At 66.3% G+C, this 24,413-nt stretch carries 23 protein-coding genes; 6 read left to right on the top strand and 17 right to left on the bottom strand.

Annotation, left to right across the window (positions count from 1 at the left end; all coding sequences use genetic code 11):
* Nucleotides 1-19: 19 nt before the first annotated feature.
* From MG068_RS00890 to aceB, 3 genes are all read right to left on the bottom strand, one after another.
* Nucleotides 20-1,063, bottom strand: coding sequence for a GGDEF domain-containing protein (locus MG068_RS00890; protein WP_132808802.1), 1,044 nt, complete (start codon nucleotides 1,061-1,063; stop codon nucleotides 20-22).
* A 419-nt stretch (nucleotides 1,064-1,482) separates the two neighbouring features.
* Nucleotides 1,483-2,784 (bottom strand): isocitrate lyase, encoded by a 1,302-nt coding sequence (aceA, locus tag MG068_RS00885; protein WP_004153647.1) that lies wholly within the window; start codon nucleotides 2,782-2,784, stop codon nucleotides 1,483-1,485.
* Between the two features lie 64 nt (nucleotides 2,785-2,848).
* Nucleotides 2,849-4,486: a malate synthase A gene (gene aceB, locus MG068_RS00880; protein ID WP_132808800.1), complete on the bottom strand. Its 1,638-nt coding sequence runs from the start codon at nucleotides 4,484-4,486 to the stop codon at nucleotides 2,849-2,851.
* A gap of 110 nt (nucleotides 4,487-4,596) precedes the next feature.
* Here aceB and MG068_RS00875 point away from each other — a divergent pair, with 110 nt between their 5' ends.
* Both MG068_RS00875 and MG068_RS00870 read left to right on the top strand, forming a co-directional pair.
* Nucleotides 4,597-5,565 (top strand): LysR family transcriptional regulator, encoded by a 969-nt coding sequence (locus MG068_RS00875; RefSeq protein ID WP_132808798.1) that lies wholly within the window; start codon nucleotides 4,597-4,599, stop codon nucleotides 5,563-5,565.
* A gap of 275 nt (nucleotides 5,566-5,840) precedes the next feature.
* Nucleotides 5,841-6,749 carry a LysR family transcriptional regulator gene (locus MG068_RS00870; RefSeq protein ID WP_049461669.1) on the top strand — a complete coding sequence of 303 codons (909 nt, stop codon included), beginning with the start codon at nucleotides 5,841-5,843 and terminating at the stop codon, nucleotides 6,747-6,749.
* Nucleotides 6,750-6,831: 82 nt separating this feature from the next.
* Here the strand turns inward: MG068_RS00870 and MG068_RS00865 are convergent, their stop codons facing one another.
* From MG068_RS00865 to MG068_RS00850, 4 genes are all read right to left on the bottom strand, one after another.
* Entirely contained in the window at nucleotides 6,832-8,088 is a 1,257-nt protein-coding gene (locus MG068_RS00865; RefSeq protein ID WP_132808796.1) for an MFS transporter, read from the bottom strand.
* Nucleotides 8,089-8,211: 123 nt separating this feature from the next.
* Nucleotides 8,212-8,838: a signal peptidase I gene (gene lepB, locus MG068_RS00860; RefSeq protein WP_132808794.1), complete on the bottom strand. Its 627-nt coding sequence runs from the start codon at nucleotides 8,836-8,838 to the stop codon at nucleotides 8,212-8,214.
* A gap of 142 nt (nucleotides 8,839-8,980) precedes the next feature.
* On the bottom strand, nucleotides 8,981-9,427 hold the full coding sequence (locus tag MG068_RS00855) for a 3-dehydroquinate dehydratase (protein WP_132808792.1): 447 nt from the start codon (nucleotides 9,425-9,427) through the stop codon (nucleotides 8,981-8,983).
* A gap of 3 nt (nucleotides 9,428-9,430) precedes the next feature.
* Nucleotides 9,431-9,826, bottom strand: coding sequence for a hypothetical protein (locus tag MG068_RS00850; protein WP_132808790.1), 396 nt, complete (start codon nucleotides 9,824-9,826; stop codon nucleotides 9,431-9,433).
* Nucleotides 9,827-10,084: 258 nt separating this feature from the next.
* On the opposite strand from MG068_RS00850, the gene MG068_RS00845 reads away from it, so the two are divergent.
* On the top strand, nucleotides 10,085-11,347 hold the full coding sequence (locus MG068_RS00845; protein ID WP_132808788.1) for a hypothetical protein: 1,263 nt from the start codon (nucleotides 10,085-10,087) through the stop codon (nucleotides 11,345-11,347).
* 117 nt (nucleotides 11,348-11,464) lie between these two features.
* On the opposite strand, the gene dcp is transcribed toward MG068_RS00845, so the two are convergent.
* The 3 genes from dcp to arfB all read right to left on the bottom strand — a co-directional run bounded on the left by dcp (nucleotide 11,465) and on the right by arfB (nucleotide 14,771).
* Nucleotides 11,465-13,621: a peptidyl-dipeptidase Dcp gene (gene dcp, locus MG068_RS00840; protein ID WP_032130469.1), complete on the bottom strand. Its 2,157-nt coding sequence runs from the start codon at nucleotides 13,619-13,621 to the stop codon at nucleotides 11,465-11,467.
* A 111-nt stretch (nucleotides 13,622-13,732) separates the two neighbouring features.
* The gene (locus MG068_RS00835; protein WP_223276957.1) at nucleotides 13,733-14,293 is read right to left on the bottom strand and encodes a lysophospholipid acyltransferase family protein; all 561 of its coding nucleotides are present in this window, start codon (nucleotides 14,291-14,293) and stop codon (nucleotides 13,733-13,735) included.
* A gap of 46 nt (nucleotides 14,294-14,339) precedes the next feature.
* Complete coding sequence (gene arfB, locus MG068_RS00830) at nucleotides 14,340-14,771, bottom strand: alternative ribosome rescue aminoacyl-tRNA hydrolase ArfB (RefSeq protein ID WP_032130467.1); 432 nt, start codon at nucleotides 14,769-14,771, stop codon at nucleotides 14,340-14,342.
* A gap of 133 nt (nucleotides 14,772-14,904) precedes the next feature.
* Here arfB and MG068_RS00825 point away from each other — a divergent pair, with 133 nt between their 5' ends.
* Nucleotides 14,905-15,432, top strand: coding sequence for a DUF2059 domain-containing protein (locus MG068_RS00825; protein ID WP_010487093.1), 528 nt, complete (start codon nucleotides 14,905-14,907; stop codon nucleotides 15,430-15,432).
* Nucleotides 15,433-15,507: 75 nt separating this feature from the next.
* On the opposite strand, the gene MG068_RS00820 is transcribed toward MG068_RS00825, so the two are convergent.
* From MG068_RS00820 to MG068_RS00805, 4 genes are all read right to left on the bottom strand, one after another.
* The gene (locus MG068_RS00820) at nucleotides 15,508-16,275 is read right to left on the bottom strand and encodes a pseudouridine synthase (protein ID WP_489686037.1); all 768 of its coding nucleotides are present in this window, start codon (nucleotides 16,273-16,275) and stop codon (nucleotides 15,508-15,510) included.
* A 117-nt stretch (nucleotides 16,276-16,392) separates the two neighbouring features.
* Nucleotides 16,393-16,971 (bottom strand): O-methyltransferase, encoded by a 579-nt coding sequence (locus MG068_RS00815; RefSeq protein WP_132808784.1) that lies wholly within the window; start codon nucleotides 16,969-16,971, stop codon nucleotides 16,393-16,395.
* Nucleotides 16,972-16,976: 5 nt separating this feature from the next.
* Nucleotides 16,977-18,632: a ubiquinone biosynthesis regulatory protein kinase UbiB gene (gene ubiB, locus MG068_RS00810; RefSeq protein WP_110710728.1), complete on the bottom strand. Its 1,656-nt coding sequence runs from the start codon at nucleotides 18,630-18,632 to the stop codon at nucleotides 16,977-16,979.
* Nucleotides 18,629-19,264 carry a ubiquinone biosynthesis accessory factor UbiJ gene (locus MG068_RS00805; protein ID WP_132808782.1) on the bottom strand — a complete coding sequence of 212 codons (636 nt, stop codon included), beginning with the start codon at nucleotides 19,262-19,264 and terminating at the stop codon, nucleotides 18,629-18,631. Before MG068_RS00805 ends, ubiB begins: the two co-directional genes overlap by 4 nt.
* Nucleotides 19,265-19,675: 411 nt before the next feature.
* Between MG068_RS00805 and ddlA the strand changes: the two genes are divergently transcribed.
* On the top strand, nucleotides 19,676-20,770 hold the full coding sequence (gene ddlA / locus MG068_RS00795; RefSeq protein WP_132808778.1) for a D-alanine--D-alanine ligase: 1,095 nt from the start codon (nucleotides 19,676-19,678) through the stop codon (nucleotides 20,768-20,770).
* A gap of 157 nt (nucleotides 20,771-20,927) precedes the next feature.
* Here the strand turns inward: ddlA and MG068_RS00790 are convergent, their stop codons facing one another.
* The 3 genes from MG068_RS00790 to oleC form a co-directional block, all read right to left on the bottom strand.
* Entirely contained in the window at nucleotides 20,928-21,083 is a 156-nt protein-coding gene (locus MG068_RS00790; RefSeq protein WP_004153593.1) for a DUF1328 domain-containing protein, read from the bottom strand.
* Nucleotides 21,084-21,165: 82 nt separating this feature from the next.
* Complete coding sequence (gene oleD / locus MG068_RS00785; RefSeq protein ID WP_032130147.1) at nucleotides 21,166-22,158, bottom strand: 2-alkyl-3-oxoalkanoate reductase; 993 nt, start codon at nucleotides 22,156-22,158, stop codon at nucleotides 21,166-21,168.
* Complete coding sequence (gene oleC, locus MG068_RS00780; protein WP_049421105.1) at nucleotides 22,155-23,813, bottom strand: olefin beta-lactone synthetase; 1,659 nt, start codon at nucleotides 23,811-23,813, stop codon at nucleotides 22,155-22,157. The genes oleD and oleC overlap by 4 nt, the downstream gene beginning before the upstream one ends.
* Nucleotides 23,814-23,917: 104 nt before the next feature.
* Here oleC and MG068_RS00775 point away from each other — a divergent pair, with 104 nt between their 5' ends.
* A complete protein-coding gene (locus MG068_RS00775) occupies nucleotides 23,918-24,343 on the top strand; it encodes a YkgJ family cysteine cluster protein (RefSeq protein WP_004135417.1) in 426 nt (141 codons plus the stop codon).
* The last annotated feature ends 70 nt before the right edge of the window (nucleotides 24,344-24,413 follow it).

The raw sequence follows: 24,413 nt of genomic DNA, 5'->3' as shown, positions 1-24,413 counted from the left end.
CCATTGCCACCTCTGCTGCTCATTGTCCGCTTTCGGAGTCGCCGCCCCAGCGCAGGCAGTTGCCACCATCGCGCTTGGCCTGGTACAGCGCGCGGTCCGCGTTGGCGTACCACTCGCTCCAGCCCGCCTCCGGCGCCAGCAGGCTGGCACCGATGCTGACCAGGCTGACGTGCGGCGTGCCATGACTGCGTTCGAGCAGGCCATGCACCGCGCTGAGGATGAACTCGGCCGCGTGCTGCACGATCTCATGGTTGCCACGGCGCAGGATCAGGCAGAACTCATCGCCGCCGAGGCGGCAGGCCAGGTCCTGTTCGCCGGCCATCGAGCGCAGGATGTTGCCCATGCTCTGCAGTACACGGTCGCCGGCCTGGTGGCCGTGGCGATCATTGATCTGCTTGAAGCGGTCGCAGTCGATCAGCAGCAGTGCCTGCGGCAACCCTTCGCCATCGGCGCGGCATTCCTGCAGGTACAGGGTGAGGCCACGACGGTTGTGCAGCCCGGTCAGTTCATCGGTACGTACCAGTTCACGGGTGTGGGTCAACTGGTGGGTGGTGATGTACAGGTTGTCCAGCGCGGTTTCCAGATCGTGGTTGCGCCGACGCAGCTGGCTGATCAGCGCCTGCTCGTTGGTCAGCACGCGCATGATCGTACGGCGCAGGAAGTAGGCGACCAGGCCGGGATCGGATTCCACCAGGCGATGGAAGTCGGCCGGGCCCAGCTCCAGTACTTCACAGTCGGCCAGCGCGCGTGCACTGGCGCTGCGCAGGTGATCGCCGACCAGCAGGCCAAGCTCACCGAAGAACTCATGCTGGCCGAGCGTCTTGATCACCAGGTCCTCGCCGAAGTCCAGTTCGATCTGGCCTTGGAGGATCACATACATCCGTTCGCCGCGATGGCCACGCTGGAACAACCATTGTCCGGCATGAAGCTTGCATGGACGGGCAAATCTGGCGAACAATGCAACCTCAGCAGTGGAAAGCAGCGCGTGCACGATCTCGGCCATCGCCACCCGGGCGATACCTGACGTCACATCACTGTTCTCGGCCGCACCCCTGCCGGTCATTCCCTGCACCCGCCGCCAGCGTCCCCTGGTGAGCCGCGGAGCATAGCACCGCTTTAAAGTGTGCGCCCTATCTCATTTTGACCCGTCTGCCGATCTTGATTGATGTGAAGATCGGTGGTGGCCCGTTCTGGTCACGGGTGTCCGGGCAAAACCCCTGCTGGATCAATCCGATGCTGGGTTTCACAGGCTTTCGGCCAAGTTGCCGGCACGCGGGGGTGCGCCTGATTGACGCTGCTGCGCGCTGCTCCCTTGCATCGATACAACAACGCCGGCAGGTCCCCCGACCGGCCGGCGTTGTCTGGCCCTTCCCTGGCCACCCTGATCGGATTCCGAAGCTTCGGTAGCGCCGGCCGCTGGCCGGCTTCCCTGTGGTGCCCGAAGGATCACGCGGTTGCCGGCCAGCGGCCGGCACTACCGCATCACGCCGCGCGTTCGCTGCGCCCGCCGTGGAACTGCTCTTCCTCGGTCGAACCGGTCAATGCGGTGGTCGAGGACTGGCCTTGCTGGATCGCCTGGGTCACCGCATCGAAGTAGCCGGTGCCAACCTCACGCTGATGCTTGACCGCAGTGAAGCCGCGCTCGGCCGCTTCAAACTCGGCTTCCTGCAGTTCCACGAACGCGCTCATCTGGCGGCGTGCATAGCCGTGGGCCAGATTGAACATGCCGTAGTTCAATGCATGGAAGCCGGCCAGGGTGATGAACTGGAACTTGTAGCCGTAGCTGCCCAGCTCGCGCTGGAACTTGGCGATGGTGGCGTCGTCCAGGTTCTTCTTCCAGTTGAAGCTGGGCGAGCAGTTGTAGGCCAGCAGCTTGCCCGGGAACTTCGCATGGATCGCCTCGGCGAACTTGCGCGCGAACTCCAGGTCCGGCTTGCCGGTCTCGCACCACACCAGGTCGGCGTAGGGCGCATAGGCCAGGCCACGGCTGATCGCCTGGTCCAGGCCGTTGCGGGTCTTGTAGAAGCCTTCCACGGTACGCTCGCCGGTGGCGAACGGCTTGTCGTTGCCATCGATGTCGCTGGTCAGCAGATCCGCGGCTTCGGCATCGGTACGTGCCACCAGCAGGGTCGGCACGCCCAGCACGTCGGCGGCCAGGCGCGCAGCGTTGAGCTTCTCGATCGCCTCGCGGGTCGGCACCAGCACCTTGCCGCCCATGTGGCCACATTTCTTCACCGAGGCCAGCTGGTCTTCGAAATGCACGCCAGCGGCACCGGCCTCGATCATCGCCTTCATCAGTTCGAACGCATTGAGCACGCCGCCGAAACCGGCTTCGGCATCGGCCACGATCGGCTGCAGGAAGTCGATGTCGTCCTTGCCTTCGGCGTGGTGCAGCTGGTCGGCGCGCAGCAGCGTGTTGTTGATGCGCTTGACTACCGCCGGCACCGAATCGGCCGGGTACAGCGACTGGTCCGGGTACATCTGCCCGGCCAGGTTGGCGTCGGCCGCCACCTGCCAGCCAGACAGGTAGATCGCCTTCAGCCCGGCCTTGACCTGCTGCATGGCCTGGTTGCCGGTCAATGCACCCAGCGCGTTGACGAACTCGCGCTCATGCAGCGATGCCCACAGCTTCTCTGCACCCAGGCGGGCCAGCGAATGCTCGATGTGGACGGTGCCGCGCAGGCGCACCACGTCGGCAGCGCTGTAGTTGCGCTGGATGCCTTCCCAACGCGGGTTGGTATCCCAGTCGTGCTGGATCTGTTCGGCAGTGGGCAGCTTGCTCATGTCTTTCTCCAGTTCGGTTCGTGCGTGCAGCGGGGAGGGAAACGGCGGGTTTGCGGGCAGTCGGTCAGTCGATGCGCGCGTAGGCCGGCAGGGTCAGGAAATCGGTCAGTTCGTCGCTGCGGCTCAGTTCGCCGAGCAGGGTGATGGCCTCGCCGATGCGTGCGCCACCGGGCAGCGCGGTGGTATCGCCCAGCCGTGCCGGCAGCTGCGACAGGGTGGAATCCAGCAGCGCCAGGTCGATCGCAGTGCCATCGTCCAGCTGCTGGCCCGGCGTGTGCAGCCACTGCCACAGCTGGCTGCGGCTGATCTCGGCGGTGGCCGCGTCCTCCATCAGGTGGTGGATCGGCACGCAGCCGTTGCCATCCAGCCACGCCGCCAGGTAGCGCACGCAGACTTCCACGTTGCCTTCGAAGCCGGCGCGGGTGATGGTGCCGGGCGGCCGTGCGATCAGTTCGTCGCGGCCGACGCGCACATCCTGGCGCAGCACGCTGTGCTGGTTCGCACCGGGCATGTGTTCGTCGAAGATCGCCATCGCCACCGGAATCAATGCCGGATGCGCGACCCAGGTGCCGTCGTGGCCGGCGGTCACTTCGCGCAGCTTGTCGGCGCGCACACGGGCCATCGCCTGCTCGTTGGCAGCGGCATCGTTGTTGATCGGAATCTGCGCGGCCATGCCGCCCATCGCATGCGCACCACGGCGATGGCAGGTCTGGATCAGCAGCTCCGAATACGCCTTCAGGAACGGCTGGGTCATGGTCACCTGGCCGCGTTCGGGCAGCACGCGGTCGGCGTGGCGGCGGAAGGTCTTCAGGTACGAAAAGATGTAGTCCCAGCGCCCGCAGTTCAGGCCGACGATGCGGTCACGCAGCGCGTGCAGGATCTCGTCCATCTCGAACACCGCCGGCAGCGTTTCGATCAGTACCGTCACCTTGATCTGGCCGTGCGGCAGGCCGAGCATGCCCTCGATGTGCGACAGCGCGGTTTCCCACAGCGCTGCCTCTTCCATGCTCTGCAGCTTGGGCAGGTAGAAGTACGGGCCACGATCCTTCGCCTGCAGGGTGCGGGCATTATGGAAGGCGAACACCGCCGCATCGAACAGGCCACCAGCGATGAACTGGCCATCGATGCGCACGTGCTTCTCGTCCAGGTGCCAGCCGCGCGGGCGCACGATCAGCACCGCCTGTTCGTCGAACGGGCGCAAGGTGTAGTGCTTGCCGGCCTTCCCGTTGGATGCCGGTGCGGTGTACTCGAGATCGCCACGCACCGCGGCGGCCAGCGACTGCTGGCCGGCCAGCAGGTTGCGCCAGGTCGGCGAGGTCGAATCCTCGAAGTCGGCCATGAACACCTTGGCGCCGGAGTTCAGCGCATTGATGACCATCTTCGGGTCGGTCGGGCCGGTGATCTCGACGCGGCGGTCCTGCAGCGCGGTCGGCAGCGGCGCAACGCGCCAGTCGCCGCTGCGGATCGCGGTGGTGTCTCCGCGGAAGTCCGGCAGGCCGCCCTGGTCGAAGAATGCCTGGCGCTCGCGGCGTGCCTGCAGCCGTGCCTGCCGGCCCGGTTCCACCGCACGGTGCAGCGACACCAGCAGGGCCAGCAGCGGCGCCGGCAGCAGGGTGTCCTGGCCGGCCACGCGGGTCGCCAGGGCGATGCCGGGGGTGGCCTTGCTGGCGGGGGTGGGAACAGCGGAAGCGACGGCGGACATGGGGCGACTCCAGCAGTGGGGGAACGCCTCCACGGTGCCGCCGGGGCCGAGTATTTGGCAAAACAGTTTTTGCAATGTTCTACATAAATTGTGCTAATACTTGTGACGCGATGACCACACGCCCCCCGCCAAGTCCGCGTTTTTCCTACAAATCCGACCGGCTGAAGCCATTGCGCGCGTTCTGCCAGACCGTGCGCCTGGGCTCGGTCTCACGGGCGGCTGAGGCACTTTTCGTCAGCCAGCCGGCCATCAGCCTGCAGCTGCAGGCGCTGGAGCGTGAACTGGGGGTGCCGTTGTTCGAGCGCAGCGGGCGCCGCCTGGTGCCCAGCCGCGAGGGCCAGCTGCTGTACGAAATGGCACAGCCGCTGGTGGAGAACCTGGACGGGCTGGAGGCGCGGTTCCGCGACAAGGTGCGCGGCCTGGACGCGGGCGAGCTGAACATCGCCGCCAACAGCTCGACCATCCTCTACCTGCTGCCGAAGATCGTCGAACGCTTCCGCCTGCATCATCCGGACGTGCGCCTGACCCTGCACAACGCGATCAGCGCCGATGGCACCGACCTGCTGCGCGAGGACGCCGCCGACCTGGCGATCGGTTCGATGACAGACGTGCCGGCCGACCTCAGCTACGCCCCGGCCTACCGCTTCGAGCAGGTGCTGATCGCGCCGCACGACCATCCGCTGGCCAGTGGCGGCGAGCTGGAACTGGCCGACATCGCGCGCTATCCGCTGGTGCTGCCGCCGAAGCGGCAGATCACCTACCGCCTGGTGGACCAGGTCTTCCAGCGCCACCGCATCGCCTACACCGTGGCGCTGGAGGTGGGCGGCTGGGAGGTGATCAAGCAGTACGTGGCGATGGGCATGGGTATTTCCATCGTGCCGGCGCTGTGCCTGAACGAGGCCGACCGCGAGCGGCTGGCGGCGCGGTCGATGAAGCGCTGGTTCCCGGAACGCAGTTACGGGGTGATCGTGCGGCGTGGCAAGGCGCTGTCGGCGCAGGCGCGGGCGTTTGTGGAGCTGATCCAGCCGGAGTTGTTCAGTCCGCGCGACTACGACCAGAGCGGGCATTCCGAGCGGTGAGGGGTGTTCGGCAGGGCTGCGCCCTGCACCTGCCGAAGCAACGGCAACTGCAACGTCAAAAGCCGGACTTCCGTGAGATGGCGGGGTGGGTCCGGTTGCGGGGGGCGCTGCAAGTACGTCCATGTAAGCTCGGTCGCCGCATCCATGCGGCTCACGCCCCCGCAACCGGACCCACCCCGCCTTCGACAGTTGGCCGCGATCTGTCGGGGTCGGATCCCGTTGCTGCGCAACGGGCTCTGACCCCATTTCCGGCTGGCGATGAATAAACTGGCCCCATGTCCATCGAACTCCGCCATCTGCGTTACTTCCTTGCCGTTGCCGATACGCTGCACTTCGGACAGGCGGCGGAGCGGCTGGGTATGTCGCAGCCGCCGCTCAGCCAGCAGATCCGCCAGCTGGAAGATCTGATCGGTGCGCGCCTGTTCGTGCGCAGCCATCGTCGTGTGCAGCTGACGCCTGCCGGTGAGCTGCTGCAGGAACGTGCACGCGCCATCGTGCAGCAGGTGGAAACGGCGGTGGACGAGGTGCAGCGCGCGCAGCGCGGTGAGCAGGGTGAGCTGCGCATCGGATTGACCCGCGCCACGCCGCTGTCGCCGCAGATTCCGCGTTCAATCCTGCAGTACCGCCAACGCTATCCGCAGGTGCGGCTGCAGCTGAGCGAGATGAACACCCTGCAGCAGATCGATGCACTGCTCGATGGCAGCCTGGACGTGGGCATCATCCGCAAGCGCGCGTTGCCGCCGGAACTGGTGGCGCACAGCCTGTTCGTTGATCCGCTGGCGTTGATCGTGCATGCCGACCATCCTGCCCTGCGCAGACTGTCGAAGCAGGGCACGTTGTCGCTGCGCGACTTCGCGCAGGAACCGTTCGTGGCGTTCCGCCGCAGTGCCGGTGCCGGCATCCACGACCACATGATCGCGCTGTGTGCGGCTGCCGGGTTCACTCCGCGCATCGTGCAGGAAGCCGGTGAGGCATCGACGCTGATCAGTCTGGCCGCTGCTGGCCTGGGTGCGGCGATCCTGCCGTCGTCCTGTGATCACATCCGGGTGGAAGGCGCGCGCTTCGTGGCGCTGGCCGATGCCGGGGCGCATTCGGAAGTGCAGCTGGCGTGGCACCGCGAGGGTGTGACGCCGCTGATCCGCAACTTCGCCGGGCTGTTGCGTGAGGCGTTCGCGGAAGGGTGAGATGCAACCCACCCGGTAGCGGCCAACCTTGGTTGGCCCACGGCCACAGCGCCGACCAAGGTCGGCATCTACCAGAGCAGGTTCACGCCGTCACCGGCTGCGGCGCGCGCTGCTGCAGTGCCCAGACGATGCCACCGCCGATCAGGGTCAGTACGGCGGCGAACAGGCACACACCCAGCCAGTCCCACGCTGCATAGGCCAGGCCACCCACACCACCGAGCACGCTCGAACCCAGGTAGTAGGCGAACAGGTACAGCGCCGAGGCTTCGGCGCGCATCGCACCGGCGCGGCTGCCGACCCAGCTGCTGGCCACGGAGTGACCGCCGAAGAAGCCGAACGTCACCAGCGCGATACCGAGTGCCATCGTGCTCAGCCACGGCATCGCCAACAGCGCGATGCCGGCACCAATCAGTGCGAACGAGATCGACAGGATGCGCCCGCGCCCGTAACGCGTCGCCTGCTGGCCCATCCACGCCGAACTGAAGGTGCCTACCAGGTACACGCTGAAGATCAGCCCCACCACGGTCTGGCTGAGGTGGTACGGCGGCGCCAGCAGGTGATACCCGAGGTAGTTGTAGAGGGTGACGAACACGCCCATCAGCACGAACGAGGTGGCGAACAGCCACGGCAGGCCCGGGTCGGCGAACAGCGTGCGCCAGCGCGACGGCAATTGGCGCAGGCCGCCGCGACGTGCATGGAAGTGCCGCGACGGTGGCAGCTGCAGCCACAACAGCACGGTACTGGCGATGGCGATGATCGAAACCACGCCGATGCCCCATCGCCAGCCCCAATGGTCGGCGATGATGCCGGCCAGCAGGCGCCCGCTCATGCCACCGATGGCGTTGCCGCCGATGTACAGGCCCATCGCCAGGCCCAGCGCGCGGCTGTCCATTTCCTCGACAAGGTAGGTCATCGCCACTGCCGGCACGCCGCTCAACGCCAGGCCGAGCAGCGTGCGCAGCACCAGCAGCGTGGTCCAGTCATCCACCAGCGCCGTGCACAGCGACAGCGTGGCCGAGGCCAGCAGCGCGGCGATCATCATCGGGCGGCGGCCAACCGCATCGGAGAGCAGGCCGGCCAGCAGCATCGCCACCGCCAGCGTGCCGGTGGTCAACGACAGCGACATCGCGCTGCCGGCGGCGGACACGCCGAAATGACGGCTGAACTCCGGCAGCAGCGGCTGCACCGTGTAGAGCAGGCCGAAGGTGGAGAAACCGGCCAGGAACAACGCGAGCGCGGTGCGGCGGAAGGCCGGTGTGCCCTGCTGGATGCGGGTCTCGGCGATGGAATCGACGGTGGAGGGGCGGCCTTCAACGGCCACCACGGTTTCGCCAGTCATGGGATCGATGGGCCGGTGGGGCGGCCAAGCGTGGGAGGGAACGGGCCTCAGACTAGGCCCGTCGATCCAGTCGATCCATAACCTGATAGGTCAGGATTGATACACTAAAAGTATCAATTCAGCTTACAGGCGCTGCCATTCGAAGCCGGCACCCCGGCGGTAGTACACCGCCACGGCGCGGCCGTAGAGCTTGTCGGCGTCAACGAAGCCGAAGAAGCGACCGTCGAAGCTGTTGCCGCGGTGGTCACCCAGTACCAGCACCTTGCCGGCAGGCACCACCAGATCGGCGATGTCCGGGCCGCCGCCCATGTCCAGGTCGAGGCGGGCACGGCGGTCGCCGAAGGCTTCCACGTCCTGCAGGTCGGCGATCTGCAGCGGCTGGCCGTTGATGCTCAGATGGCCCTCGCGCATCTGCACATGGTCACCGGCCACCGCCGCCACGCGCTTGATCAGGCGGGTGCCGTCGGCCGGTGAATCGAACACCGCCACTTCACCGCGCTGCGGAACACCGGTGGGCATCAGTTCCTTGCCGGTGAACGGCAGGCGCAGGCCATAGGCGCGCATGTCCACCACCACCCGGTCGCCGGGCTGCAGGGTCGGCTGCATCGAGCCGCTGGGTACCACGTAGTGGTTGGCGAGGGTATCGCGGGAGGCGGCGAGCAGGCCGAGCATCACCAGCAGCGGCAATGCTTCCTTCTTCAGCCAGGCCAGCGCGCGTTCGGAAAAGGGAGGGCGGGCAACAGCATCCATGACAGGCTCCGGGTAGGTGGTAGCGGTATCAGACCACATGCAGGCGCAGGAGGTTCCCGGTAGCGCCGGGGCATGCCCGGCGAGCGCGCAGCGCGGTGGTTCCGGCAATCCGCCGGGCATGGCCCGCCGCTACCGATCGCGTTCAGGTGCCGACGTGCACGCGGTTGGCGTGCTCGCCCAGGCCAAGGTGGTCCAGGGCGATGTCCAGCGCCAGCACGTAGCTCTGCGCGCCGTACCCGGCGGCGATGCCCAGGCGCTGGCCGACGCCGGCCGGCAGGCAGGGTTCGGCGACAGCGCCGTCGTCGTGCACTTCCACGTAGGCGTTGTGCAGGTACGGCAGCAGACGCTGCAGGCGCAGGCTGCCCGCACAGGCACCGGGGTCGAGCAGGGTCACTTCGCCGCGGCTGTGGTCGGCCACGCGCAGGGCATCCAGCAGCTCCTGTTCCGAACCACAGGCGCGGATGGCCACGCTGGTGCCGGCGTCGATCGCGCGGTGCACCAGCGATTTCAGTACCGGCGCAGGCAGCGGCATGGCCGTGCGGATGAGCGTGCCGGCCGCTTCCGGGCCGCGGATGATGAAGATCGACATGGCTCAGCCCCCCTGCGCCAGGCGACGGCCGACGATGGCCAGCGACAGCGGGTACCCGGTCTGCTGGCTGCGCTGGTCGACTACCACGGCGGCCGGGCCGTGCTGCAGGCGCAGACGCGCTTCCAGGCCGGGTTCGTGCGGGGCCTGCAGTTCGATGTACGCTGCAGGCATGCGCTCCAGCGCTGCCTGCAGCGCACCGCCCTCGGCCTGCCACTGCGCATCGTCGGCCACGCCCACGTCCAGCAGCACCCAGTCATCGGCCTGGGCCTGGCACAGGCACTGGCGCACATCGGACAGGCTGGCGCAGTCGTTGCACAGCACGCGGTGGCCACACAGTTCTAGCGGAAGCTGCGGGCGCGGCGCCGACGACGGCGCGTGCCGGATCACCAGGAGGGTCATACACCACCTTGCATAAAGCGCCCTGCGGCGCGGTAGGCACACGATGCGCGTGCAAGCCGTAAAGGTGCGATGGTGGGCGATGGCGCGGGGCGTAAAAGGTGCGTAACGCCTTTCGCCGAGTCGTGCAACCCGAGTGCCTTTGGCGCTGCCTATCTCGACAACGTCAGGTTGGCGATGCAACGGGGTACGAATTCGTAGCGGAATGAAGATCAGTATTTTGGCAAGATTGGAATCAACAACAAGGTTGGGAGCAAAGGAATGATAGATGCTTCAGATGGACTTCCTGCCCACATCGCCGTCCTCTTGAACGAGAAATTCGACTTCTCTGATAGTCGGGCAGCAATGCGGAAGCTCAAGGGCATGACTCGAGAGCTCAAGGATCAATCAACGTCCACGCCAGTGGCATCGAAAGTCAGTACTTCTGACGGATTCAAGGCAGTGCTCAGTGGAGGCCTCGACCTCTTTGGCGGCATGGGCGCCTGCCAAGCACCACCGTGCAGGATTGGCTACGCTTCTCAAATAGCTCGTAGCATTGCCCTAATGGCAGACGAAGTCATTGTGGGCGACTCGTTCTTCGACGAAATAAATTCCCTAAAATCAAGACCGACGAACAACGACATTTTTCCACTCTTAGTGGACGTGATGGTCCTTAAGAAGATTCAGCCATTGATCGAGGCTGGAATTCTAAAATTCTCAACCCCTCTCCATCAATTCTGTTTGAGTTGCGCGAAGCCATTTGAAGAGCGCATCGACATCCTCACCGATCAAGTCCTACGCGAAATTTATTCATCGCTCAAGATCGATAGAAGCGGAGAAACAGCAACACTTGATTTCACTCAAGTCTATAGCCCCGGCGTACTCATACACTTAGATGCCCATAGGATAAATGGAGTTCCCGATGAACAAATTATTAGAGAATCACTAAAAGATTGCATTAGGACGACATTCTTCGATGCGCAAAGCGCTAGCAGCATCGGAGGAAGCGTGTTCTCAAATTCGCCGGCGGGCATATCGGCCCTCATATCAGATGACAGACGATCTGAAGAATCTTGGAATCTGCAAGCATTTTCTGCTGAAAGAGCCGCCAATCTTCCTTGGGTTTCTGGCCTTTCCATAAAACAGACGTTGGAGCTGAGGTCTGCTGCAAGCGCTGCACTACCTTCATTGCGAGAATTTCTCGCAAGACGACTGACAAGCACGCCATCCTCATTGAACCCGTTAGCCTGGGTGGACACCGTCGCCGAACTGCGTGAGCAAGCTGCAACAGCACGCGCGGAGTTGGAGATCGCTACTTCTCGTTCTGCGTCACTGAAACGCAGTGCAACCGGAATCCTTGGACTCTGTGTCTCAGCCGTATGCCTCGCAACGGAAGGCCCCACCACGGCACTCGGCGGACTCCTTGGGACTCTGGGCCTCATCCATAGCATGCCCGCGCCAGATTCAAATCATTCGAAAGAGATCAAGACCCGTCCGGGGTATGTCCTGGTTGCAGCTGAAGAAATTCTTAAACACGCTATTTGATTGCATTCCCACCGCCAAAGATGCTGAGGACGCGTATCGGGCACCGAGAAAGGAGTCGAGCAAGCTCGACGCTACACAAAGAAAAACGGCGGGGTTGCCCCCGCCGTTTTCGCTTTCTTATTTCAGCCCGCGGAACTTCAGCAGCGGTTCCACCGACGGGTCCTTGCCGCGGAAATCGCGGTACAGGGTCGACAGCTCCACGCTGTTGCCGCGCGAGAGGATCTTGTCGCGGAACTCCTGGCCGTTGGCCGCCGTCAGGCCACCGTGTTCGGTGAACCACTGGTAGGCGTCATGGTCCAGCACCTCGGCCCAGAAGTAGGCGTAGTAACCGGCCGAGTAACCGCCACCCCAGATGTGGTCGAAGTAGGTGGTGCGGTAGCGCGGCGGCACCTGCGGCAGGTCGACCTTGAACTTCTTCAGCGCGCTGGCTTCAAAGGCGCCGACATCCTGCAGCGGCGCATCGGCCTTCTGCGTATGCCAGGCCAGGTCCAGCAGTGCGGCCGACAGGTACTCGGTAGTCGCGTAGCCCTGGTTGAAGCTGCGTGCCTTGAGGATCTTGTCGACCAGTTCCTGCGGCATCGCCTCGCCGGTCTTGTAGTGCTTGGCGTAGTTGGCGAACACCTTCGGATCCAGTGCCCAGTGCTCGTTGAACTGCGACGGGAACTCGACGAAGTCGCGCGAGGTGGCGGTGCCCGCGATCGACGGGTACTTCACGTTCGAGAACATGCCGTGCAGCGCATGGCCGAACTCATGGAACATGGTGGTGACGTCGTCGAAGCTGATCAGCGCAGGCTGGCCGGCGGCCGGCTTGGTGAAGTTGCAGACGTTGTAGACCACCGGCTTGGCACCGGTCAGGCCGTCCTGTTCGACGAACACGTCCATCCAGGCACCGCCGGACTTGCTGTCACGCTTGAAGTAGTCGGTGTAGAACAGGGCCAGCGAGGTGCCGTCCTTGTCGAACACTTCGTACACCTTCATGTCCGGGTTGTAGGTCGGAATGTCGGTACGCGGCTTGAAGGTGATGCCGTACAGCTGGGTGGCGGCGTAGAAGACGCCGTTCTGCAGCACGTTGTCCAGTTCGAAGTACGGCTTGATCTGCGACTCGTCCAGATCGTACTTGGCCTTGCGCACCTGCTCGGCGTAGAAGTCCCAGTCCGAGGCAGCGACTTGGAAACCACCCTTCTGCGCGTCGATCACCTTCTGGATCTCGCCGGCCTCGGCGCGCGCCTTGGCGGTGGCGGCCGGCACGGTGTCGGTCAGCAGCTTGAGCGCGGCGGCCGGGGTCTTGGCCATCTGGTCGCCCAGCTGGTAGTCGGCGAAGGTGTCAAAGCCGAGCAGCTTGGCCTTCTGCGCACGCAGCTGGGCCAGGCGCTGCACGGTCTGCCGGGTGTCGTTGGCATCGCCACGCTCGGCGCGGGTTTCCGAAGCCTTCAGCACGGCGGCACGCTGGTCGCGGTCGCTCAGCGAGCCGAGCACCGGCTGCTGGGTGGTGTTCTGCAGCGGCAGCAGGAACTTGCCATCCAGCTTGCGGTCCTTGGCGGCGTTGGCGGCGTTGTTGATCGCGTCCTCGTCCAGGCCGGCCAGCTTGGCCTTGTCGTCGACAACGACGGCCGCAGCGGCGGTGGCGGCCACCAGGCGGGTATGGAACTGGGTGGAAAGGGTGGTCTCTTCCACGTTGAGCTTGCGCAGGCTCGCCTTGTCGGCATCGGACAGCTGCGCACCGGCGCGCACCAGGCCGTCGTAGTAGTGCTCGACCAGGCGCTTCTGCACCGGGTCCAGCTCCAGCGTGTCACGCTGGTCGTACAGCGACTTCACGCGCGCGAACAGCTTCGGATCGAGGTTGATCTCGTCCTGGTGCGCGGCCAGCTTCGGCGCCACGTCTTCCTGGATCTTCTGGCGCGCATCGTTGGTATCGGCCTGGACCAGGCCGAAGAAGATGCGCGACACGCGGTTCAGCGTCTCGCCGCTGCGCTCCATCGCCACGATGGTGTTGTCGAAGGTGGCCGGCTCGCTGCTGTCAGCGATCTTGCGCACGTCGGCCAGGTGCTGGCGCATGCCTTCTTCGAACGCCGGCAGGTAGTCGCTGTCCTTGATCTTGTCGAACTGCGGCGCCTGGAACGGCAGCGTGCTGGCGCTCAGCAGCGGATTGGTGGAGGCTTCGGCCGGCTGCTGGGCCGGGGCTTTCTGGGCATCGGACACGGGGGTGGACTCCTTGCCGGAACAGGCCGCCAGCGCCAGGCTGATGGCGGCGGCCAGGACTACGGTACGCGACATGTAAAACACTCCTTGGGCAGACGGTACGGGATACCAGCCCTCCACCCTACTCCTGTCGCGCTCGCCCGGCATGTGCCGGACGTGGCGTCTATGCGGCGGCCTGCGGCCGGCTCAGACCGTACCGCGGGTCTTGCCGATCCAAGGCCGGTAGAACTCGCGGATGGCGGCCATGTCGGCGGCGTCATCGCCGGTCGGCGTGAACAGCGGGCCGATGCCGATGGTCTTTTCCGGGTAGTGGAAATACGCGGCCAGGATCGGCACGTCGGCCATCCGCGCGATCTTCAGGAAGCCGGCCTTCCAGTCCTTCACGGCCTTGCGGGTGCCCTCGGGCGTGATGGCGAACCACATCTTCTCGTTGTTGCGCAGCAGATCCACCGCCTGGCCCACCGTGCCCTGCGGCGAGCTGCGATCGAGCGGGATCACGCCCAGCTTGTGCAGCAGCGGGCCGAGCGGCCACCAGAACAGCGATGCCTTGCCCAGCACCTTCACCTTCATGCCCAGCGCGATCTTCGCGGCCATGCCCCACAGGCCGTCCCAGTTGGACGAATGCGGGGCGATGATGAAGACCAGCCTGGGGATGTCAGGCAGGGTACCGGTCACCTTCCAGCCGCCCATGCGCAGGGTGCAGCGCGCCAGCCAGCGCAGGAAGGCGTTGGGTTTGACCTGCGGCATCTGCGGCGGCACGGCCGGCAGCAACGAAGTCGGGTTGTTCAAGCAATCACTCCCAGTCACGTGATGAGCGCCCGCGCTTGATCTGCGCGCGCCCGCGTTTGGCGTCCAGACGACGCAGTTTCGACCCGAGGGTCGGCTTGGTGGCCTTGCGCGGCTTGGGCACGCTCAGCCCGGCCTGGATGAAGGCCGCCAGCCGATCGCGCGCATCCTCGCGATTGCGATCCTGGGTCCGGAAACGTTGCGCGTCGATGACCAGCACGCCTTCGCCGGTCATGCGCCGGTCACGCCGCGCCAGCAGGCGCGCGCGCAACGGTTCAGGCAACGAGGGCGAGTTGGCCACATCGAAACGTAGTTCCACCGCAGTGGAGACCTTGTTGACGTTCTGGCCACCGGCGCCACTGGCACGCACGAACCGCTCGACGATCTCGCCGTCGGGGATTTCAAGCTGCGCGCTGATGGTGACCGGTCCACTGCCCATCCGCGCATTGTAGCGGCAGCCACGCACCGGAGTGCGGCATCGCGCGCCGTATGCCGCCGATCAGGTACCGAACACGCCGCCTTCGCCTTGGCTGCGGGTATGCTGGCCGTCCCATGTACTGCAGGAAGCCCGCATGACCCGCACCGCACCCGCCCTGCCGTCCCTGCTGCGCCGCGCCGCCCTGCTGCTGGCGCTGGCCGTGGCGAGCGTTCCGGCCCTGGCCGCGCCGCCGACCGATGGCGACATCAACCGCCTGCTGTCGGCGTCACGTGCGCAGAGCATGATCGACACCATGCTGCCGCAGATCGAGGCGATGCAGCAGCAGCAGTTCCAGCAGGTAGCCGCACAGCGCCAGCTCAATGCCCAGCAGCAGGAACAGCTGAAGCGGATCCAGGCACGGACCAGCCAGACCCTGCGCCAGGCCCTGTCCTGGCAGCAGCTGCGGCCGATGTACGTGGACCTGTACAAAAAGACCTTCAGCAAGGAAGACGTGCTGGCGATGGCCGAGTTCTACGAGAGCGCGGCCGGCCAGAGCCTGCTGGACAAGACCCCGGCGCTGATGCAGAACGTGATGGTGGCAATCCAGGCGCGCATGCAGCCGCTGTTCGCGGACCTGCAGAAGGATCTGGAAGCGATCGTCAACGAGCCGGAAAAGAAATGAGGTAGTGCCGGCCGCTGGCCGGCTCCCCATTACATCTGGAATCGCGCAGATGCCGGCCAGCGGCCGGCACTACCGTCAATCGGTATCCACCTGCCAGCCGAACAGGTCCAGCGCCTTCTGGAACCCGCCGTCCAACGGCGCACGCACGTCCACCGTGCCACCGTCCGGATGCGGGAAGCGCAGGCGCTCGGCGTGCAGCAGCATGCGGTGCACGCCCTGCATGCGGAAGATGCGGTTGTGGCGGCCATCGCCGTGGCTGGTGTCGCCGATCATGTGATGCGAGAGGTGCTTGAGGTGCCGGCGGATCTGCCGGAAGCGTCCGGTCTGCGGCTGGCAGCGCAGCAGTGCGTAGCGCGAGCTGGTGAATTCACCGACCGGCACCGACAGCTCGCCGGTGGCCAGGCGCTGGAAGTCGGTGATCGCCGGCTTTTTCACCGGCTTGCCCGGGCCGCCGTCCAGATCATGATCGACCTGCCAGGTGAGCTCGGCCGGCCAGCCCCGGCAGACCGTCAGGTAGTCCTTCAGCACTTCGCCGCCCATCAGGGCCTTGCCCAGCGCACTGGCGGTATCGCGGTCGAAGGCCAGCAGCAGGCAGCCACTGGTGGCCCGGTCCAGGCGATGCACGAGGAAGATCGGGCGGCCCAGCTGCTCGCGCAGGCGGTCGGCCAGGAAGTCGTCTTCGCCACGGGCCAGCTTGCTGTCGTGGACCATCAGCCCGGCAGGCTTGTTGACCACGGCCAGGCGCTCATCCAGGTGCAGCAGCTGCAGGGGCGCGGTGTCGGTCTCGACCGCGGCGAGGGTATTGGGTTCGGTGCTCACGGCAGGATTATCGGGGCTGGGCACTGAATGGGGTAGAGCCGGCCGCTGGCCGGCTGCCTCCGGGCAATCGGATGGCTGCGGTTGCCGGCCAGCGGCCGGCAACCGCGTGCCAACCAAGGTTGGCACCTACCTTTAGAGCGGTCAGGCGCTGCGCACGGCCAACAGCTCGCCGTTGCCCACCGGCACCAGGCTGGTGCTGAAGTCCGGATCAGCGTCCAGCAGCACGCGCAGCGGTTGCATCTCTTCCGCATGCGAGGTGGCGTTGTCCACCACCAGCAGGCCACCCGGGCGCAGCACGCGACGCAGCTGCGGCCACCAGCCGGCGTACTGCCCGCGGTCCGAATCGAGGAACAGCAGGTCGATGCAGGCATCGGCGGCCTGCGCCAGCCAGAGCCCGGCATCGCCATGGACCAGGCTGATGCGATCACCCAGGCCACTCCGTGCAAACGTGGCTCGCGCCATCGCCACCTTGTCGTCGGCGTACTCCAGCGTGGTCACGTGGCCGTCGATGGCTGTGGCTGCCTCGGCCAGCCACAGCGTGGAATAGCCGTTGGACGTACCGATTTCCAGCACCCGGCGAGCGTTGCCGAAGCGCACCAGCACCGACAGGAATTCACCGGTGTCGGGCGTGATGTTGAGCATGCGTCGGCCGCGCTCGCTTTCGCGTGCGTCGTTGTCGGCGCCGAAGCGGATCAGTTCGTCCTTGAGTGCCTGCAGCATGGGGCCTACTTCCACCACGCGCGCAGCAGCGCCACTGCGCCGACCGCACCGGACAGCCAGCTCCACGCCGGCACGTCGCCCCAGTACCAGCCCGGCGGCTGCAGCACATACATCAGTGCAGCGATGGCCAGCAGGCCGACACCGGTGATCGCGCCGACCGCATGCTTCTGCAGGCGCTGCACGCTGGCATCCAGTGCGGCCAGGTCGCGCGAACGCATCGACAGTTCGTGGCGGCCTTCCACCTGCTGGGTCAGCCAGGCGTGCACCAGGCGCGGCATGTCCGGCGCATGGGTCATGATTTCCGGCAGGCGCTTGCCGATCTCGCGTACCACCCGGCGCGGGCTGTAACGCTCGCGCAGGATCTTCGCCAGCACCGGCTTGGCCACCGCCCAGATGTCGATCTGCGGGTCGAGCTGGCGGCCGACGCCTTCGATGTTCAGCAGGGTCTTCTGCAGCAGGATCAGCTGCGGCTGCAGGGTCAGCTGGTAACGCTGGGCCACGCGGAACAGCTTCATCAGCACTTCGGCCAGCGAGATCTGCGACAGCGGCCGGGTGAAGTACGGCTCGCACACCGAACGCACGGCGGCTTCGAGGTCATCGATGCGCACGTTGTCCGGCATCCAGCGCGCCTGCACGTGCAGTTCGGCGATGCGGCGGTAATCGCGGTTGAAGATGGCCATGAAGTTCTCGGCCAGGTAGTACTGATCTTCCTGCGAGAGCTGGCCCATGATGCCGAAGTCCAGCGCGATGAAACGCGGGTTGGCGCGGCGCGCCGGATCGGTGTCGACCCAGATGTTGCCGGCGTGCGCATCGGCGTGGAAGAAGTTGTCGCGGAACACCTGGGTGTAGAACACCCGCACGCCCTTGGCGGCCAGCGCCTTGCGGTCGATGCCGGCCTTGTCCAGTGCGGCGATGTCATCGGACGGGATGCCCCACACGCGTTCCAGGGTCAGTGCCCGCTCGGCGGTGTGGCTCCAGATCACTTCCGGCACGTACAGATCGTCGCTGTTTTCCCAGAAGCGGCGCAGCACGCTGGCATTGGCGCCTTCGCGCTGCAGGTCCAGCTCGGCAGCCAGGGTGTTCTCGACTTCGGCCACCACTTCGCGCGGGCGGATCTTGTCGGCGCGCGGGTGGGTGCGCTCGACCAGGGCAGCCAGCGAATTGAGCAACGCGATATCGGCGTCGATCTGCTTCTCGATGCCCGGGCGCAGCACCTTGACCACCACCTGGCGGCCATCGGCCAGCGTCGCCGCGTGCACCTGCGCGATCGAGGCCGAGGCCAGCGGTTCGGTATCGAAGCTGGCGAAGGCTTCGCTGACCGGCAGGCCCAGCGCTTCCTCGACGATGCGACGCGCGGTCTCACCATCGAACGGCTTGACCCGGTCCTGCAGCAGGGTCAGTTCATTGGCCACATCCGGCGGCACCAGGTCGCGGCGGGTGGACAGGATCTGGCCGAACTTGACGAAGATCGGGCCCAGATCCTGCAGCGCCAGACGCAGGCGTGCACCGCGCGACTGAGCGGCGATGTCGGCCGAGGCGCGCGGCACGAACGGCTTGGCCAGGCGCAGCCAGCGCTCGGCGGGAGTGCCCTGCAACAGGTCGTCGAGGCGGTAACGCAGGATCACCCGGCCGATGCGGCTGGCACGCAGCACGGCCTTCATGCGGCACCCCGCAGACGCTGCACGCGTGCACCGAGGCGTTCGACGTCGTCGCGCAGCACGTCCACATCGTCGTGGAAGGCATCCAGCTCGGCACGCGGCACCACGTCGCGCGATTCCTCGGTGATGAACTCGGCGGCGCTGTGGGCCAGGTCGATCGCGCCCTGGCGCGCATGCTGAAGGGCACCGCGCAGGGTGTTGGCCACCTGCACGCCCAGCACCTCGCCGAACACGCTGACGAAGGGCTGCTGCCAGTCAGGATCGAAGCCCTTGGCGAGCTGCTGCAGGCGACGCGCCAGTTCGGCATCACCGGCCACGCGCACGCGACCCTTGCCGTTGTTGTCGCCGCGCCGTGCGTTGGCCAGCAGCGGCAGCTGCGCCAGCACGCCGGCCAGGCTGCTGCGCACGGCCAGGTCGGCTTCCTGTGCGTCCACCGGGCCGACCCGCAGTGCATCACCGTCGACGCTGATGCGCATGGCCAGCGACGGCGCTTCCAGGGTCAGGTCGATGTGCCGGCCGTCGAGGCTGGCCAGTGCATGGCGGGTATCCGGATCCAGCGCCAGCGCGCGGTTCAGGGCGATCTGCAGGGCGCGGCCAGCGACCGGCTTGAGGGACTTGAGCAGGGAGAGAGCCATGTGCGCATTCTACCTGCGTGGGTGGGGGGCTTGGGCCGGGCTGCCGCCCGGCACCCGTGGTAGTGCCGGCCGCTGGCCGGCAAGATCAACATCAAAAGCTGGCTATCCGTGGGATGGCGGGGTGGGTCCGGTTGCGGGGGACGCTGCAAGTACGTCCATGTAAGCTCGGTCGCCGCATCCATGCGGCTCACGCCCCCACAACCGGACCCACCCCGCCTTCGACAGTTTCCTGTCGTCCGTGGGGTTGGATCCCGTTGTTGCGCAACGGGCTCCGACCCCTGTTGATGGGCCATGAGGACGGTAGATCCACGCCATGCATGGATGGATTTCTGGTTCATCTGTGCCTCACGCGGTGGGCCGATGAAGGTTCATGCTATGGGGCCACGCAACGCACAGGACATCGCATTCCCCATGGCACGGACCCGGGTTGGCATCATTTTCGGGGGCAAGTCTTCCGAGCACGAAGTTTCGCTGCAGTCGGCGAAGAACATCCTCGATGCGCTTGATCGCGAGCGCTTCGAGCCGGTGCTGGTCGGTATCGACAAGCAGGGCCAATGGCATCTGAGCCAGCCGGATACCTTCCTGATCAACGCCGATGATCCGTCGCGCATCGCGCTGCATCGGTCCGGCACGTCGCTGGCGGTGCGCCCGGGTGTGGAACAGGCACAGCTGCAGCCCTCCGATGCGGCCAGCGCGCTGGGCCAGATCGATGTGGTACTGCCGATCGTGCACGGGCCGCTGGGCGAGGACGGTGCGCTGCAGGGGCTGCTGCGCATGGCCAACCTGCCTTTCGTCGGTTCGCCGATACTGGGCTCGGCGGTGGCGATGGACAAGGACGTGACCAAGCGCCTGCTGCGCGACGCTGGCCTGCAGGTGGCGCCGTGGCTGTGCATCCGGCGTCACCAGGCCCCTGACGTCGATGTCGATGCGGTGATCGCGCAGCTCGGCCTGCCGCTGTTCGTGAAGCCGGCCAACCAGGGTTCGTCGGTGGGTGTGAGCAAGGTCAAGGATGCGGCGGGCTTCGCCGCGGCACTTGCATTGGCGCTGCGCTATGACCACAAGGTGCTGGTCGAATCGGCGGTGGCCGGCCGTGAGATCGAGTGCGCGGTGCTGGGCAACGAACAGCCGCAGGCCAGCCTGTGCGGCGAGGTGGTGGTGCACGACGAGTTCTACGCCTACGACACCAAGTACATCAACGAGGATGGCGCCGAGGTGGTGGTGCCGGCGGATATCGATGCTGCAACCCAGGCGCGTATCCAGCAGATCGCGCTGCGGGCCTACCAGGCGCTGGAGTGTGCGGGCATGGCGCGCGTGGATGTGTTCCTCACCGCAGACGGCGAGATCGTCATCAACGAGGTCAACACGCTGCCGGGCTTCACCCGCATCAGCATGTACCCGAAGCTGTGGGGCGCCAGCGGTGTGGACTACACCACGCTGATCACGCGCCTGATCGAACTGGCGCTGGAGCGCCATGAAGCCGATCGCGGATTGCATAGCGCCGTGTAGAGGCGCTGTGTGTCTCTGTAGAGTCGAGCGATGCTCGACTCTACAAAAGGCGTGCCAACCAAGGTAGGCACCTACCAGACGATGGCGTGCCGACCAACGGTCGGCACCCACCGGAAAGAACAGTGCCGGCCAGCGGCCGGCACTACCCAGCGGTCTTCTAGCCGCGCTTGCGGAACATCGAAATCACTGCCAGTACCAGGAACACAACGAACAGGATCCAGGCGATGTTGCTGGCTGCACCGGCGATGCCGGAGAAGCCGAGCACGGCAGCGATGATGGCGATGACGAAGAAAATAACGGCGTAATGCAGCATGGTGCTCCTCGCAGATGTCCGGGCCGTTGGATGGCGTGGGTCCATCCTCCCGATCTGGCGGTGTGCAACCAGTGATGGCGACCTATGCGGCAGATGAAGCCTTCAGCCTGCGCAGCCCTTCTTCAATGCTGACCTGCGGCACGTAGCCGAAGTCACGGCGCGCCGGCTCCATGCTGTACCAGTGCGGCGTGCACAGCTGCTCGGCCAGGAAGCGGGTCAGCGGCGGCTCGCCACGCAGGCGCAGCAGCGGCCACAGCCGCTCGCAGACCGCACCGATGCGATAAGCGGTCTTGAAGCTGATCGCCTTGTCCACCGTTGGTGCACCCACCGCGGACAGCAGCTTGTTGACCAGCTCGCGCATGGGCAGCGGTTCGCCGTTGGAGATGAAATAGGCCTTGCCCGCACAAGCCGCGCCCGGCGCCAATGCTTCGAAAGCGAGGAAGTGCGCGAGCGCGGCATTGTCGATGTAAGTGGTATCCACCTTGTTGTTGCCGTCGCCGACCAGCCGCAGGCGGCCCTGCCGCGCACGTTCGGCCAGGCGCGGCACCAGCTGCTGGTCGCCCGGGCCCCAGATCAGGCGCGGGCGCAGCGCCACCGTCGCCAGCGACGCATCGTTGGCGGCCAGCACGCGCTGTTCGGCGATCGCCTTGGTCGCCGCATACGGTGCCTGGAAGTCCTCGCCGTACGGCACCTCATCAGCCCCCAGGCCTTCCACCGGGTGGGTCGCGCGGTGGGTCACGCTGGGCGTGGAGGTGTAGACCAGCCGGCTGATGCCGTGCGCGCGGCAGGCGGCGATCACGTTGTCGGTGCCGACCACGTTGGCCTGGTGGTAGCTGTCATAGCTGCCCCAGGCGCCGGCCTTGGCGCCGTTATGGAACACCGCATCGACGCCGGCCACTGCATGCAGCACCGCCTGCGCATCGGCCAGATCGCCACGGATCTGGCCCACGCCCATGGCCTGCAGTTCCGGGTAGTGGCTGCGGTTGAACGCCAGCACCTGGTGGCCACGTTCGACCAGCCCACGGCACAGCGCCTGGCCAAGGAAACCACCACCACCGGTGACCAGGATCTTCATGCGCGCTTCTCCAGTTCGGCGCTGGCCCAGACGGCGAGCTTCTCGCGGCCGATCTTGGCGTTGTGACGGATATCGACGGGGAACGCGGGGTGCATCAGTACGTGCTGCAGGTTCGCCTCGGGCAATCGCAGGGTGGCCTGGGCGCGCAGCGCCTCGCGCAACGCCGGGCTGTCGCTCTGGCCACGCTGCAGTTCCACGCACAGCACCGGCACCTGCGCACCCGCCGGGCCAACGCCAACCAGTGCCGTGCGCGCCACGCCCGGCACGGTGTTGAACACCGGCTCCACCTGTTCGGTGTACAGCGGCCCCTGTGCGGTTTCCACGCGATGGGTCTTGCGGCCGCAGAACCACAGGCGGCCCTGCGCATCGAAGTAGCCTACGTCACCCATGCGATGCACCACGCGCGTGCTGCCATCGGCCAGCGTCTCGCGGATCTTCGCCGCCGCGGTGGCCTGCGGGCGGTTGAAGTAACTGTCGGTAGCGGTCGGTCCGGCCACGGTGATCTCGCCCACCTCGCCGGTGGCCAGCACGCGCGCCTGCGACCAGTCGGCCAACGGTGCGTCATCGATGGCGATGATGCGCACCTCATTCGGTTCAACCACGCTGCCCACGCAGGTACCGGCACCGGCCTCGGTGGCCGCGCGGGTACGCTCCAGCTCGCGGCCTTCCACCACCGCCACCGGCAGGCACTCGGTGGCGCCGTACGGGGTCCAGAACTGCGCATCGGCCGGCAACAGGCTGCGGATGGTGGCGACCACATCCGGCGGCACCGGCGCACCGGCCGAGGTCACCCGGGTCACCGTCGGCAACGGCCGGCCGTGACGGGCCAGCACCCGCATCAGCGCAGGCGAGCCAAACAGTTGGGTCACGCCGAAACGCTGGATGGCATCGTGCAGGCGTGCCGGGTCGGCCTGTGCCGGCCGGGTCGGGTCCATGTCCGGGATCACCGAGGTCAGGCCCAGCGCCGGGTCGAACAAGGCAAACGGCGGGAAGGTCGGCAGGTCCACGCCGCCCGCTTCCATGCCGAAGGCACTGCCCAGCAGCTGGATCTGGCCGACGAAATGACGGTGGCGGTAGACCACGCCCTTGGGCACGCCGGTGGAGCCGCTGGTGAACAGGATCGCGGCCATGTCCTCGCCATCGGTGGCGGCCAGCATCGCCCCCCCGTTGGCACCGGCGCGCTCCAGCGCGGCCAGCGTGGTCCCGCCCCAGCCGAGGCGGCGGCCGACGGTGACCAGGCGGGTCGCCGAGGGCGCCCAGCGCAGCGCCAACCGCGCCACGTGTGCCAGCGGAATGCCAATGAAAGCCTCCGGCTGCGCCTCATCCAGGCACTGCTTCAGCGCGCGTTTGTCGATGCCCGGGTCGACCAGCACCGGCACCGCACCCAGTTTGAACAGGGCAAACATCAACAGGAAGAACTCCGGCGACGGCCGCACCATCACCACCGTGCGCACCCCGCGACCGATCCCGTAGCCTGCCAGGCCAGCCGCCATGGCGTCGCTGCGGGCGTCCAGCTGGCGGTAATCCAGGGTCACGTCGTAGGCGGCCATGCCGTTGCCGGCGCCACGGCGGCCCGGGCAGCGGATGGCGATCTGGTCGGGCCGTTCACGCGCCAGTTCAGGCAAACGGGCGGCAATATTGCAGGGTCGGTTCATCCGTTCATTGTCGCCGCTTACGGAATTTCTTGCGCGGCGGCCAACTTCGTGGAAAATCCGCACCCTCGTTCCTGATTCCGACTGCCGCCCGAGGCGGCTTGCCCATGCAACATCCCTGCATGACCTGCGGCGCCTGCTGCACCCAATACCGCGTGGCCTTCCACTGGATGGAATCAGACGAGGTCACCCCCGGCGGCGTACCGCACCAGCTGACCGAGGTGCTGGACCCGCATCGCCTGTGCATGCGCGGCACCCACTCCAAGCCGGTGCGCTGCGTGGCGCTGGATGCGCAGATCGGCGTGTATTCACGCTGCACGATCCACCCCAACCGGCCCAGCGTGTGCCGTGAGGTGGATGCATCGTGGGAGTACGGCAAGGCCAGCCCGCAGTGCGACAAGGCGCGCATCGCCTACGGCCTGGATCCGTTGACCCTGGCCGACTGGCGCTGGCGCGACGAAGCGGGCAACGACGACGACCACCCGGACGACAACGGCAACAGCCCGTCACCGCAGGCGCCGATCGCGGCGTAGTGGTAGTGCCGGCCGCTGGCCGGCAACCTCATGAACCCGGCGCGCATTGCGCGCTTGCCGGCCAGCGGCC

This window comes from Stenotrophomonas sp. ASS1, assembly GCF_004346925.1.
Lineage (GTDB): Bacteria > Pseudomonadota > Gammaproteobacteria > Xanthomonadales > Xanthomonadaceae > Stenotrophomonas > Stenotrophomonas maltophilia_A.
Note: the sequence above shows the minus strand (reverse complement) of the source record. Positions and strands in the feature narration are given on the sequence as shown.